At 47.8% G+C, this 12,513-nt stretch carries 12 protein-coding genes and 1 tRNA gene; 6 read left to right on the top strand and 7 right to left on the bottom strand.

Annotation, left to right across the window (positions count from 1 at the left end):
* The 6 genes from UXZ23_RS10315 to UXZ23_RS10290 all read right to left on the bottom strand — a co-directional run.
* Positions 1-592: 50S ribosomal protein L25/general stress protein Ctc (locus UXZ23_RS10315; protein ID WP_320820495.1), on the bottom strand; the 592-nt coding region annotated here is incomplete at its 3' end.
* A gap of 84 nt (positions 593-676) precedes the next feature.
* Positions 677-1,618, bottom strand: a complete 942-nt coding sequence (locus tag UXZ23_RS10310; protein ID WP_015486004.1) for a ribose-phosphate pyrophosphokinase — start codon at positions 1,616-1,618, stop codon at positions 677-679.
* Between the two features lie 49 nt (positions 1,619-1,667).
* A tRNA-Gln gene (locus tag UXZ23_RS10305) sits at positions 1,668-1,742 on the bottom strand.
* Positions 1,743-1,747: 5 nt separating this feature from the next.
* A complete protein-coding gene (ispE, locus tag UXZ23_RS10300) occupies positions 1,748-2,605 on the bottom strand; it encodes a 4-(cytidine 5'-diphospho)-2-C-methyl-D-erythritol kinase (RefSeq protein WP_320820494.1) in 858 nt (285 codons plus the stop codon).
* Complete coding sequence (lolB, locus tag UXZ23_RS10295) at positions 2,598-3,119, bottom strand: lipoprotein insertase outer membrane protein LolB (protein ID WP_015486006.1); 522 nt, start codon at positions 3,117-3,119, stop codon at positions 2,598-2,600. Before lolB ends, ispE begins: the two co-directional genes overlap by 8 nt.
* Before the next feature lie 73 nt (positions 3,120-3,192).
* Entirely contained in the window at positions 3,193-4,998 is a 1,806-nt protein-coding gene (locus UXZ23_RS10290) for a tetratricopeptide repeat protein (protein ID WP_320820492.1), read from the bottom strand.
* A 204-nt stretch (positions 4,999-5,202) separates the two neighbouring features.
* Here UXZ23_RS10290 and hemA point away from each other — a divergent pair, with 204 nt between their 5' ends.
* From hemA to corA, 6 genes are all read left to right on the top strand, one after another.
* On the top strand, positions 5,203-6,480 hold the full coding sequence (hemA, locus tag UXZ23_RS10285) for a glutamyl-tRNA reductase (RefSeq protein WP_320820491.1): 1,278 nt from the start codon (positions 5,203-5,205) through the stop codon (positions 6,478-6,480).
* 4 nt (positions 6,481-6,484) lie between these two features.
* Entirely contained in the window at positions 6,485-7,570 is a 1,086-nt protein-coding gene (gene prfA / locus UXZ23_RS10280; protein ID WP_320820490.1) for a peptide chain release factor 1, read from the top strand.
* Positions 7,571-7,588: 18 nt separating this feature from the next.
* Positions 7,589-8,461, top strand: coding sequence for a peptide chain release factor N(5)-glutamine methyltransferase (gene prmC / locus UXZ23_RS10275; RefSeq protein WP_320820489.1), 873 nt, complete (start codon positions 7,589-7,591; stop codon positions 8,459-8,461).
* Between the two features lie 32 nt (positions 8,462-8,493).
* Positions 8,494-9,240, top strand: coding sequence for a molybdopterin-synthase adenylyltransferase MoeB (locus UXZ23_RS10270; protein ID WP_320820488.1), 747 nt, complete (start codon positions 8,494-8,496; stop codon positions 9,238-9,240).
* Between the two features lie 170 nt (positions 9,241-9,410).
* Positions 9,411-10,688 (top strand): FAD/NAD(P)-binding oxidoreductase, encoded by a 1,278-nt coding sequence (locus tag UXZ23_RS10265; RefSeq protein ID WP_320820487.1) that lies wholly within the window; start codon positions 9,411-9,413, stop codon positions 10,686-10,688.
* Positions 10,689-10,804: 116 nt separating this feature from the next.
* Positions 10,805-11,872 (top strand): magnesium/cobalt transporter CorA, encoded by a 1,068-nt coding sequence (corA, locus tag UXZ23_RS10260; RefSeq protein ID WP_320820486.1) that lies wholly within the window; start codon positions 10,805-10,807, stop codon positions 11,870-11,872.
* A gap of 37 nt (positions 11,873-11,909) precedes the next feature.
* Here corA and UXZ23_RS10255 read toward each other — a convergent pair whose 3' ends face one another.
* Complete coding sequence (locus UXZ23_RS10255) at positions 11,910-12,497, bottom strand: phosphoheptose isomerase (protein WP_320820496.1); 588 nt, start codon at positions 12,495-12,497, stop codon at positions 11,910-11,912.
* Positions 12,498-12,513: the final 16 nt, after the last annotated feature.

Raw genomic sequence — 12,513 nt, 5'->3', positions numbered from 1 at the left:
TAGGCATAGCAATAGATACAACTGAAGTATCGTGCTCAGCGCCGTGAGAAAGTGCCAAAGACTCAACGCCTTTTGGTAGTTTCAGGTCGCTCAGGTGGATGTGACCACCAACTTCAAGAGCAATCAAATCAACTTCAATGAACTCTGGCAAATCGCCAGCGTTACAGATGATGTCTAGGCTAGTTAACTGGTGAGCAACTACGCCGCCGCCAGTTTTAACGCCAACACAGGTATCTTCGTTGATGAAGTGCAATGGAACGTGAGCTTTGATCTTAGTGTTTTTGCTTACACGTAAGAAGTCAGCGTGCCAGATCATATTTTTAGCAGGGTGGCGTTGAAGATCTTTCAGGATAACCTGTTCTTCTTTGCCAGCCACGTTTAGCGTAATAACGCTGCTGTAGAACGCTTCGCTTTCTAGCAATTTGTTCAATTCGTTCGCTTTCATGATGATAGCTTGTGGCTTACGGTCGTTACCGCCAGCTTTACCACCGTAAACGATAGCAGGTACGCCGTTTTCGCGACGCAGGCGGCGGCTCGCACCTTTCCCTGCATCTTCGCGAAGTTCAGCAGACAATGTGAATACGTCTGACATAATGTAATTCCTCAATATGGGTATATGAACCATCAGGGTTTGCGACCAACCCTGACAGCCAAAAAATCAAACTAGCGGGTTCGCTTAGCGAAACATCGCGCTGATTGATTCTTCGTTATTAACGCGTCGAATGGATTCAGCCAGAAGACCAGCGATGGTCAGTTGGCGAATCGTGCCCGTCGCTTTTGCTGCTTCAGACAAAGGAATGGTATCTGTTACCACTAATTCGTCTAATTCTGCATTCGCTAGGCGCTCGATAGCGGGGCCGGATAGTACAGGATGTGTACAGTAGGCCACAACCTTTTTCGCGCCGAATTCTTTCAAAGCTTTGGCTGCTAAGCACAGTGTACCTGCGGTATCCACCATGTCGTCGACCAATACACAAGTACGACCGGTAACGTCACCGATGATGTGCATAACCTCAGAAACGTTCGCTTTAGGGCGACGTTTATCAATAATAGCGAGATCCACGTTCAACTGTTTGGCGATAGCGCGAGCACGCACAACACCGCCGATATCAGGAGAAACAACGATCAAATCTTCAAATGCTTGGCGTTCCATATCATCAATAAGGATCGGCGAACCGTAGACGTTATCTACAGGAATATCGAAGAAGCCTTGGATTTGGTCGGCGTGAAGATCAACGGTCAGTACGCGATCGATACCAGCGCCAGACATCATGTCGGCGACAGCACGGGCACTGATAGGCACGCGGGCGCTGCGTGGACGGCGATCCTGACGGGCGTAGCCGAAGTAAGGAACAACCGCAGTAATACGGCTTGCTGAAGCGCGGCGTAAGCCGTCGGCCATCAACAAGATCTCCATCAGATTGTCGTTCGTTGGCGCGCAAGTAGGCTGGATGATAAACACATCCTTACCACGAACGTTTTCATTGATCTCGATGGTAATTTCACCATCACTAAACTTACCAACAGTGGCTTCGCCAAGGGGAATATCGAGACGCTCAACAACGAGCTTAGCTAGCTCCGGATTAGCGTTACCGGTAAATACCATCAACTTAGACACAGGAGTCCCCTTTGATGTTGAAATTTAATGATGGAAATGGAATCAGAATTGGCTGAGGTGGCAGGGATCGAACCTGCGAATGACGGGATCAAAACCCGTTGCCTTACCACTTGGCGACACCCCAGCAACTTAAGACGGTCTGAATAATACCCTATGGGCGGGTGAAATATTAACACCCTTAGCCACGAAGGCTTTGTATCCAGCCGGTAACTGCCCAGAAACTATGATAGCTTCTGCTTCAGAACTAAAGCTTGAATACACACAAGCTCCAGTGCCCGTCATCTTAGCAAAGGAAAATTTATTTAGCAAATTCAATGTGTTACCAACTTCTGGATACAACATTGAGACAATTGCTTGGCAGTCATTTCTGCCCCCTTGCTCAAGCGCGGTGCGAATATTAATGGCGGGCGTGTCCCTTGTCAAACTGTTATGTGAAAATATTTTTGCAGTATTTACATGGACTTGCGGGCACACCACGAGATACCAAGGTTCTGCCAGTTCTGGGGTCGGTGTTAGCACCTCGCCAACGCCTTCAGCAAAGGCTGCTTGGCCCATAATAAACACAGGAACATCAGCACCTAAGCCCAAGCCAATAGCGGCCAATTCCTCTAACGATAGGTTCAATGCCCATAAATTATTCAAAGCGAGCAGGGTCGTTGCCGCATCTGAGCTGCCACCACCGAGGCCGCCGCCCATGGGCAGTACCTTATCTAATTGAATGTCAGCACCGACATCGTACTTGGCTAATTTTTGCAAATGGCGGGCGGCACGAATAATAAGATTATCTTCAAACTCCACTCCTTCAATGGCCGGCGATAGCGTTAGCTCAGAGTCGTTTCGTATTCTGAAGCGTAATCCATCACCATAATCCAAGAATTGAAATAGGGTTTGCAGATTGTGATATCCGTCGGCGCGACGCCCGGTAATATGCAGCATTAAATTCAGTTTGGCTGGGGCTGGCACAACCAGCCAAGTGGTATCAGTCATGCAAAGTCCACTCACGAATAGCGAAAGTAAAACGGAAATCATAGCCAGTGACTTTGACTAGTCCAGGTAGCCAATACCCGTTTTGCTGTTGGTAGCGGCTGTAGCGAACCTCCCAACCGTGCTGGCGTAGCACACTTAATAAACCGTATTCATCAAATTCAGCGGTAGATTTGGCATTTGGGCTAGGTTGACCTTTTACCCAATAGCGAATATCGCTAACAGGAAAATTCCAGCCCATATAGGTTTCCATTAATTCTTCTGGAGAGTCGGCAAATTGTGGAGAATCCCAGCCGGGTAGAGTTAAAGAAGCCGAATACGGGTCGCCACTTAAGCGCGTAGCACCTTGGCCAAAAGGACCAGCGATATAAATATCGTAATCACGATTATCTTGATCCCAATCTAAATAACCAGTGACGCTGTCATCAGGTGAACGTACTGATAACTTACCGCGTACTTGCCAATGCTTTAGTTCCGTTAAGTTGTCTTGCAGCGCTTCTTTACCCTCTTTAGGCATGAGTGCTGAACAACCAGAAAGGCTGCTGAGTATCAGCAGCCACAATAGTGGTTTTATTCGGGGTAATATCATATTAAGCAGATGGTAATTCGAGGTTTAGGCGTTCCAATGTGCGCTTAATAATAGTGCTATCAGGCATTTGCTTTAGACCTTGATTCCAGATTTTCCAAGCTTCATCCTGTTCTCCAATTGCCCATAAATATTCGCCATAATGCGCAGCAATTTCGTGATCCGCCATCAATTCAAAGGCACGCTCCAATAATGGCCCTGCATCTTTGATATTACCCTGACGGAAATATAGCCAGCCCAAACTATCAATGATTGCCGGATTATTAGGCGACAACTTTAAAGCACGTTGAATTAAGGGTAAGGCCTCGTCAAAGCGATCAGTGCGATCAACTAAGCTATAACCTAACGCATTCAATGCTTCCGAGTGGTCTGGCTCTAATTTGATTAAATAGCGTAAATCACTTTCTAATAAATCAAAGTTTCCTAACTGCTCTGCCAGCATTGCTCGTGTGTATAGCAGATCAGTATTATTAGGATCTGTGGCAAGCGCATGACTAATTAAGTTCATGGCTTCGTCTTTTTCGCCGTCCTTACTTAACAGTTCTACTTCAATGCGCGTGAGGTTCGTGTTCTCTTTTGGATAGGCACGGCGCATATCGTTTAGATAAACTCTTGCAGCATTTAATCCTTGCTCATCACTGATTAAGCGCGAGGCATTCAGGTGTGCAGGAAGGAATTCTCTGCTTTCGGTGACTTGCTCATAATGACTAATGGCGAGTTCAGGATCCTCTTCAGTTTCTGCAATACGCCCCAGATAAAAATGAGCTTCATTTAAGTATTGCTGGCGATCTACGAGCATTGATAAATATTCACGCGCAGCGGCAATGTTATCGAGTTCTTCCTCAATTAAACCCAGTGATAAAATCACCGAGCTGTCATCTGGGAAGCGTTCGTTGACCTTTAAAAAAGCATCTCGTGCAGCTTCAAGGCTGTGCTCTTGTAATAATAATTTGGCATGTAATATCGCAGCAGGTTTGTTGTCTGGATGATTCTTTTGAACTTTATCCAGCCATTTTACCGCGTCAGCGTTATGCCCAGTGGCGGATAAAATACGCCCTTTTTGCACAGCAGCACTGATCTGTTCAGGGTCTAGCTTTAGGGCGTAATCAATGTGCTCTACCGCAATATCAAACTGATTTAGGTTTTGCTCCATAATCGCGCGCGCATACCAAAGCGTTGCGTCAGTAGGGTAGCGTTCGCTGTATATCTCAAGATCATTGAGCACAGCTCGCTGCTCTTCAACACCAACTGAGCCTGTAGTGGCTGCTAAATAATCGAACTGACTAATCCCCGTAAGTTGCAGTAACTTTTCGAGATGGACCATAGCTTCGCTATATCGGCGTTGCTCAATCGCTAAATGCGCTGCTGCTTGTTGCGCGGCAGGATTTTCAGGGTCACTTTCTAGCCATAGTCCTGCTGCTTCAACGGCATGCGGTACGCTGCCGACAAACTGAGCGATGCGTAATGCACGTTCAGCAACCGCTGGATCATTGGTTTTTCGCGCCTGATCTAAATAATTGTAGAGCGAAATATCATAACGCTGACGTTGACCGGCGATTTCGGCTACCAGTAAAGAATACAGCGTTGGTGCAGGGATAGGCCGATACACTGGCTCTTCTGCTGCAACAGGCTGTTCAATGGCGACGACATCGTCGGCAGCGCTTTGCTGCGACGAATTAAGGCTGGCACAGCCGTGTAGGGTAGATAAAGCCAGTGCACACACTAGCCATGGTGCTCGTATTCTTTGTGTCATGCTCGCTACCGTAAAAGAGTTCTGTTGTGCGCGCTGATCACTTGCATTGTCAGACATATGAATAACAAACCTATGGATTCTGCTGCTATTTAGAGTCAGATACCGATTTAAGTCAAAGATTTCAGCGGTAAAGATATGTTTAGACGGCGAATAGGCCTAGATAAATTAGTGTTAATGGGTCTCTGCCGTTTATAATCGCCGCTTTTGTAATTGGGGTTGCTTGTTTTAGTTAAGCAACTCTCTGGAGAATTGGCCGCAAGAATGGGTATTTGGGCTCTCGGCATTAACCACAAAACAGCGCCTGTCGCGGTTCGCGAGCGCGTAGCATTTGACCCTGCCAGCATGTCGCAGGTGTTAAATACTATTCAATCGCTTGAGTCCGTTTCTGAAGTCGTGGTGTTGTCTACCTGTAATCGCACTGAGATTTATTGTTCTTCAGAAGACGCCGGCCCAGCGCAGATAATCGAATGGCTATTACAACACCATAATGTTGGTCGCCATGAAATCGAAAGCGCGCTCTACAACTTAGGTGCTGATGAAGCAGTGCGTCATACCATGCGGGTCGCTAGCGGTTTGGATTCCCTGGTATTAGGTGAGCCGCAAATTCTCGGGCAGATGAAATCGGCCTATGCCGTAGCGCAAGAGGCTGGCACGGTGGGCGCTGAGTTGGGACGTTTATTTCGTCAGACTTTCTCGATAGCCAAGCGTGTGCGCACCGACACCGCCATTGGCCAGAATCCGGTATCTGTTGCTTTTGCTGCAGTGCGAATGGCGCAGCATATCTTTGCTGATCTAAGAAACAGCCGTGCCTTATTGATTGGTGCTGGTGAAACGATCGAACTGGTTGCTCGTCATTTACACCACGCTGGGGTTAAGAAAATGACCTTAGCCAACCGCACCTTGGCTCGTGCTCAGCACTTAGCGCAAGAGTTCCATGCGGAAGCGGTATTGCTCGAAGATATTCCCAATGTTTTGGCCGACGCCGATATTGTTATTTCATCTACGGCCAGCCCGTTGCCAATTTTAGGTAAGGGCGCCGTCGAAAAAGCACTGAAGAAACGTCGGCATAAGCCAATGTTCATGGTCGATATTGCCGTGCCGCGCGATATTGAAGAAGAAGTCGCCGAGTTAGCGGATGTCTATCTTTATACAGTTGACGACCTGCGCGACATCATTGAAGAAAACGTGCGCTCGAGAGAAGATGCAGCCATACAAGCGGAAGAGTTAATTCTAGCGGGCGTAGAACACTTTATGCGCGAGCTAAAAGCGCTCGATGCGGTGAATACAGTCACAGATTTGCGTTCACATATTGAAGCGTTACGTGATGAACAACTGGAAAAAGCTTTAAAGCAGCTGCAAAACGGCGCAGATCCCGAGCGCGTGCTGAAGCAGTTTGCACATACCTTTGGCAACAAAATGATGCATCGTCCTATGACCGCTTTACGCAAAGCCGGTGCAGAGGGGCGTTTAGAATTACTCGATTGGAGCCGCGAGCTGTTTCAGCTGGATGGCGATGATACCTCTGAGATAAATAACTGAATTCATGAAACCTTCGATATTGCAAAAATTAGAACAGCTTCGCGATCGTTACGAAGAAATCGGCTACCTGCTGTCGTCTCCTGAGATTATTTCGAATCAGGATAAATTCCGTGCTTTGTCGAAAGAGTACAGCGAACTGGAAGACGTTGCCGCAGCCTACACTTCGTATGAGCAAGCACAGCAAGATCTAGAAGAAGCCAAAGCGTTGGCCAGCGACCCTGATCCTGAAATGCGCGCCATGGGTGAAGAAGAAGTCGAAAGCAGCCGAGAGCGCTTAGAAACACTCGAAGCCGATATCGAAATCTTGTTACTGCCAAAAGATCCAGATGACGGCCGCAACGTAATTGTAGAAGTACGAGCAGGCACCGGCGGTGACGAAGCCGCTATCTTCGCTGGTGACTTATATCGCATGTACACCCGCTTTGCTGAAACACAAGGCTGGCGTAGCGAGCTAATGACCGCCAGCGACGGCGAACATGGCGGTTACAAAGAAGTGATCGTGCGCATCAGCGGCACCGACGTGTATTCACGTTTGAAGTTTGAATCGGGAGCGCACCGTGTACAACGCGTGCCTGAAACCGAAAGCCAAGGTCGTATCCATACCTCGGCTTGTACCGTTGCCGTGATGCCAGAAATCGAAGACGAAGCAGAGATCGACTTGAACAAGTCTGATCTACGCATTGATACCTTCCGCGCGTCCGGTGCCGGTGGTCAGCACGTTAACAAAACTGACTCCGCGATTCGTATTATCCATTTACCGACCGGTATGGTGGTTGAGTGTCAGGATGAGCGCTCACAACATAAGAACCGCGCTAAGGCGATGGCTGTACTGGCTACGCGTTTACGTGATGCGCAAAAACAAGCCGCTCATGCAGCGCAAGCGGCCACTCGTAAGAGTTTGGTGGGAAGTGGTGATCGCTCCGAGCGAATTCGCACCTATAATTATCCTCAAGGGCGTGTAACGGATCACCGTATCAACCTAACGTTGTACAAGTTAGACGAGATCGTACAGGGAGATTTAACCCCTGTAATAGAGCCGCTTATTCGTGAACATCAAGCTAACTTGTTAGCGGAAATGGCAGGCAACTAAAATGTCGGTGAGTGTTTGATGACAACACCCAAGACCAGTTCGTCAACAAACCTCCCTACCATAGAGGCATGGATTACTGGTGCGCGCGAGCAATTAGACGAGCATACAGAGAGCCCACGCCTCGACGCCGAATTAATCCTAGGACATGTGTTAGATAAGGATCGAACTTACCTATACACCTGGGGTGACCGCCTGCTAACCGTCGAACACTGTTTAACCGCCGATACCCTGTTGCAACGGCGCTTACTCGGCGAACCGATCGCTTATGTGCTTGGTGAACGTGAGTTTTGGTCTTTGGTGCTCGACGTCGCTCCATCAACATTGATTCCTCGTCCTGACACCGAAACATTAGTTGAATGGGCGCTGAATCTAGCCTTGCCACATGATGCCAAGGTGATTGATTTGGGTACAGGAACCGGTGCAATCGCACTAGCTCTAGCTTCCGACAAACCAACTTGGGTTATCAGTGGCGTTGATTTTAATCCTGAAGCCGTCGCTCTTGCTCAGCGCAATGCATTAAAAACCCAACTGAACGTCGCCTTTCATCAAAGCTCATGGTTTTCAGCAGTTCAGGGACCGTATGACTTAATTGTAAGTAATCCGCCCTATATCGATCCTGTTGATCCACACCTTAGTCAGGGCGATGTACGTTTTGAACCGCGCACCGCGTTAGTTGCTGATGATCAAGGCATGGCGGATATTTACACCATTGTTCAACAATCCCCGCGTTTTTTAAATCTTGAAGGTTGGCTGTTGCTAGAACACGGATTTGAACAAGCCGACGCTGTATGCAATGCCTTACGCGCGCGCGGGTTTACCGAAGTAGAAACCCAGCTAGATCTCGCCGGGCACCCGCGTATTAGCGGTGGTCGCTGGCTAGGTGACGATTAATTCGGACATATAACGAAGGGGGCGGGCAGTATATGAACGACGATCAGTTATTACGTTACAGCCGCCATCTCTTGCTATCCGACATCGACGTCGACGGTCAGCAAGCCTTGCTAGATGCACATGTTATGATTATTGGCCTTGGCGGCTTGGGCTCGCCGGTTGCCTTGTATCTCGCCGCTGCTGGTGTCGGTAAATTAAGTTTGGTCGATGACGACCATGTAGAAATCTCCAACTTACAGCGCCAAATAGCGCATCAGCAGGCAGCCGTTGGGCGCAGTAAAGTCGAATCGGCGGCAACCAGTTGCCAGCAATTAAACGCCGATGTGGTGGTTGCAACATACCCACTTCGAGCAACGGATGAATGGCTGAATGATCATCTATCAGACGTTAGCTTGGTGGTGGATTGCAGTGATAATGCGGCGGTTCGTTACGCTATTAATGCACAGTGTGTAGCGCATTCCACTCCTTGGGTGTCGGGTGCTGCGATTGGTTTTAGTGGCCAAGTCGCTGTGTTTGATCCCCGTAATAATCTTAGCCCATGCTACGGCTGCTTATACCCCAGCTTAAACGATCAACAACTCAGCTGTGCCGAGGCGGGTGTTCTATCGCCCTTAGTTGGCGTCATCGGCAGTATGCAGGCGCTTGAAGCTCTGCGCTTAATATCACCGTTCGGTAGCCCGCAAGCAGGCTGGCTAGCCACCTATGATGCCAAAGCAGGTCAGTGGCAACGCTGGCAGCTGAGCAAACGCCCTAACTGCCCACATTGCAATCCCGGCTGAACTAAATCTCTAAATTCGTTGCATAGTCGTATCTTCTGTTCGTGGGAGGTTCGACGCCATTGATTCAATCTTGGCCCAATAATACTTTATGCTTATATGGTTATTTTGCTGGATCGGAGTAGTCTAAACGGTATTGGTAGTTAAAGTGACTAAGAAAAGGATACTTGTTTATGGCACGGGTTATTGTACTGGGCGCAGGAACGGGTGGTATGGCAGGGGCTTACGAGATTCGTGAAGCCATTGGCAGTCAACACCAAGTAACCGTTATCAACGAACGTGAAGACTTTCAGTTTGTACCTTCTAATCCGTGGATTGCGGTGGGTTGGCGAGAACGTCCGGATACCAGCTTTCCGATTCGACCGTATCTTGAAAAAAAGAACATTGAATTTATCCCTGCGGCCGTTACCGCAATAGACCCAAAACAAAACAGCCTTACGCTGGCTGACGGTCGGGTCGAAAATTACGATTATCTTGTTATTGCCACTGGCCCGAAATTGAACTTTGCCGCCATCGAAGGCGCAGGCCCACACGGTGGTCACACCCAATCTATTTGCGCACTTGATCACGCCGAAACCTGTTTTGAAGATGTGAAGGCGCTGGCCGAAGAACCCGGCCCCGTGATTGTTGGCGCTATGCCGGGCGCCTCATGTTTTGGCCCCGCTTACGAATACGCTTTTATTCTTGATAAAGAACTGCGTAACCGTAAAAAGCGCGACAAAGTTCCAATGACCTATGTGACCAGCGAGCCTTACATTGGCCACCTTGGTTTAGGCGGTGTGGGTGATTCTAAATCTATGCTCGAAAGTGAATTGCGTAATCGTCATATTCAGTGGATTACCAATGCCCAGGTCACCAAAGTTGAAGCGGGAATGATGTTCGTTGACGAATTAAACGATGATGGTTCGCTGAAAAAACAACACGAACTACCGTTTAAACACTCGATGATGCTGCCATCCTTTGCCGGTGTTGATCCTGTTGCTGCGGTAAAAGAAATCTGTAACCCGAAAGGGTTCGTGATAATCGATGAACACCAGCGCAATCCTACTTATCCGAATATTTATTCGGCAGGTGTCTGCGTTGCTATTCCACCGGTTGAAGTGACCCCTGTGCCAACCGGCACACCAAAAACCGGTTACATGATCGAATCCATGATGACCGCCATTGCGCATAATCTAAAATCTGATTTAGCCGGAGAACTAGCAACGGCAAAAGGCACGTGGAGTGCAATTTGCCTTGCCGATATGGGCGATACGGGCGCAGCCTTTGTGGCGATTCCGCAAATTCCACCGCGTAACGTCACTTGGTTTAAAAAGGGTAAGTGGGTGCATGTGGCGAAAATTGCCTTTGAAAAATACTTTATCTATAAAATGAAAACTGGTTCCTGCGAACCCATTTATGAAAAGTACACGTTAAAGGCCTTGGGTATTAATCGCTTAAAAGATGAATAGCCACTAGCACACGTAAACTAAGCCACGCCTAGCGTGGCTTTTTTGTATGTTGGATTGTTTGAGTCAAAAGCGAATAACAGAGTATTCTTGCAATACGTTTCTAAGGTAACAACACGATGACATCCCTTCGTAAGCCATCCGACAAATTGGGTATGCGCCCGGGCAGTTTGATTCATGTGGGTGATAGACATCACGATGATTCTCTTATCACCGTTGTTGATTACACCCCCGACGAGATAACGACCATTACTGCCACGACGGCTGAAGAGATTTTTGCCTACCGCGAGCGTAAAAGTGTTACTTGGGTGGTGATCGAAGGCTTAACCGACGTTAGCTTGATAGAAAAAATCGGCGAAGAGTTTGGTATTCATCAACTCGTGCTTGAAGATATTCTAAATACTCATCAACGCCCTAAGTTTGAAGAATACGACGACTATTTATACATAGTGCTTAAATGTTTGGTGCCTGCCGAAACGAACGAATTTAGCGTTGAATACGAACAGATCAGTTTAATCGTACTTAACGACTACGTATTTACCTTTAAAGAAAAACGCGATGCCTTGTTTGATCCTATTCAAGTACGGTTAAATTCGAGCAAAGGCCGGTTTCGTAATCTTGGTGCCGATTACTTAACCTACGCCATTTTAGACACCGTAGTGGATCAAAACTTTGTGGTGATTGATTCGCTCGACGACGCCATTAACGATATCGAAGATCAGTTGCTCGATTCCCAATCGAACAAAGAAACCCTCAACACCATTCAACGCTTAAAGCGCGAAATTATTACCATGCGCCGTCAAGTTGCGCCGGTGCGCGAGCTACTGGCTGCTATGTTGCGTAGCGAAACCAAACTTATTGATACGCAAACCCACATTTTTTTGCGCGATGTCGCCGATCACTCTATGCGTATTGTCGATTCGATAGAATCCTACCGCGATATTTTAACCGGCCTGTTGGATGTTTATATTTCTAGCGTCAGTAATAAAATGAACGAAGTGATGAAGGTGCTGACCATATTCGCTTCCATTTTTATTCCGCTGACGTTTTTTGCCGGAATTTACGGTATGAACTTCGAGTACATGCCCGAGCTTAAATGGAAGTGGGGCTACCCAGCATTATGGTGTGTGTTCTTGCTGATAACCGCCGGGCTGTTAGTTTTCTTCAGACGAAAAAAATGGCTGTAATCACAGCCATTTTTTATTCGATGTTGTAGCTTAATCGTTATTCTTCGCCAAACAGCGAACAGTCGATTAAATCGCACAAGCAATGAATGACCACTAAATGAACTTCTTGAATACGCGCCGTCACATTCGATGGTACGCGTACTTCAGCATCATCGGCGGTGAGTAGCGATGCCATGTGGCCGCCGTCTTTACCTGATAATGCAACCACCAACATATCGCGCTCGTGTGCTGCTTGAATTGCCTGCACTACGTTAGCCGAGTTACCGCTGGTGGATATTGCCAACAACACATCGCCTGGGTTACCTAAAGCACGAATTTGCTTCGAGAACACTTCGTTATAGCTGTAGTCGTTAGCGATGGAGGTGATGGTCGAAGAATCGGTCGATAGTGCAATCGCCGGAAGACTAGGGCGCTCGCGCTCAAAACGATTAAGTAATTCTGAAGAAAAGTGCTGGGCATCGCCGGCAGAACCGCCGTTACCACACGATAAAATCTTGCCACCGCTAAGCAGGGCGTTAACCATAATTTGTGCTGCGTGCTCAATATAAGGCGGCAGCTCTTCAGCGGCTAATGTCTTGGTTTCGATACTGGCGCCGAAGTGGCTAATGATGCGATCTTGCACAATAAAGCTCCGAAATAGC

The sequence above is a fragment of the Thalassolituus sp. genome, from assembly GCF_034111725.1.
Classification (GTDB): domain Bacteria; phylum Pseudomonadota; class Gammaproteobacteria; order Pseudomonadales; family Oceanobacteraceae; genus Thalassolituus.
Note: the sequence above shows the minus strand (reverse complement) of the source record. Positions and strands in the feature narration are given on the sequence as shown.

What these genes read in the sequence shown, in the direction of transcription:
- ispE (WP_320820494.1), bottom strand. Translation starts at nt 2,605, where the DNA reads ATGACTGATACCACTTGGCTGGTTGTGCCAGCCCCAGCCAAACTGAAT.
- lolB (WP_015486006.1), bottom strand. Translation starts at nt 3,119, where the DNA reads ATGCCTAAAGAGGGTAAAGAAGCGCTGCAAGACAACTTAACGGAACTA.
- UXZ23_RS10290 (WP_320820492.1), bottom strand. Translation starts at nt 4,998, where the DNA reads ATGTCTGACAATGCAAGTGATCAGCGCGCACAACAGAACTCTTTTACG.
- hemA (WP_320820491.1), top strand. Translation starts at nt 5,203, where the DNA reads ATGGGTATTTGGGCTCTCGGCATTAACCACAAAACAGCGCCTGTCGCG.
- prfA (WP_320820490.1), top strand. Translation starts at nt 6,485, where the DNA reads ATGAAACCTTCGATATTGCAAAAATTAGAACAGCTTCGCGATCGTTAC.
- prmC (WP_320820489.1), top strand. Translation starts at nt 7,589, where the DNA reads ATGACAACACCCAAGACCAGTTCGTCAACAAACCTCCCTACCATAGAG.
- UXZ23_RS10270 (WP_320820488.1), top strand. Translation starts at nt 8,494, where the DNA reads ATGAACGACGATCAGTTATTACGTTACAGCCGCCATCTCTTGCTATCC.
- UXZ23_RS10265 (WP_320820487.1), top strand. Translation starts at nt 9,411, where the DNA reads ATGGCACGGGTTATTGTACTGGGCGCAGGAACGGGTGGTATGGCAGGG.
- corA (WP_320820486.1), top strand. Translation starts at nt 10,805, where the DNA reads ATGACATCCCTTCGTAAGCCATCCGACAAATTGGGTATGCGCCCGGGC.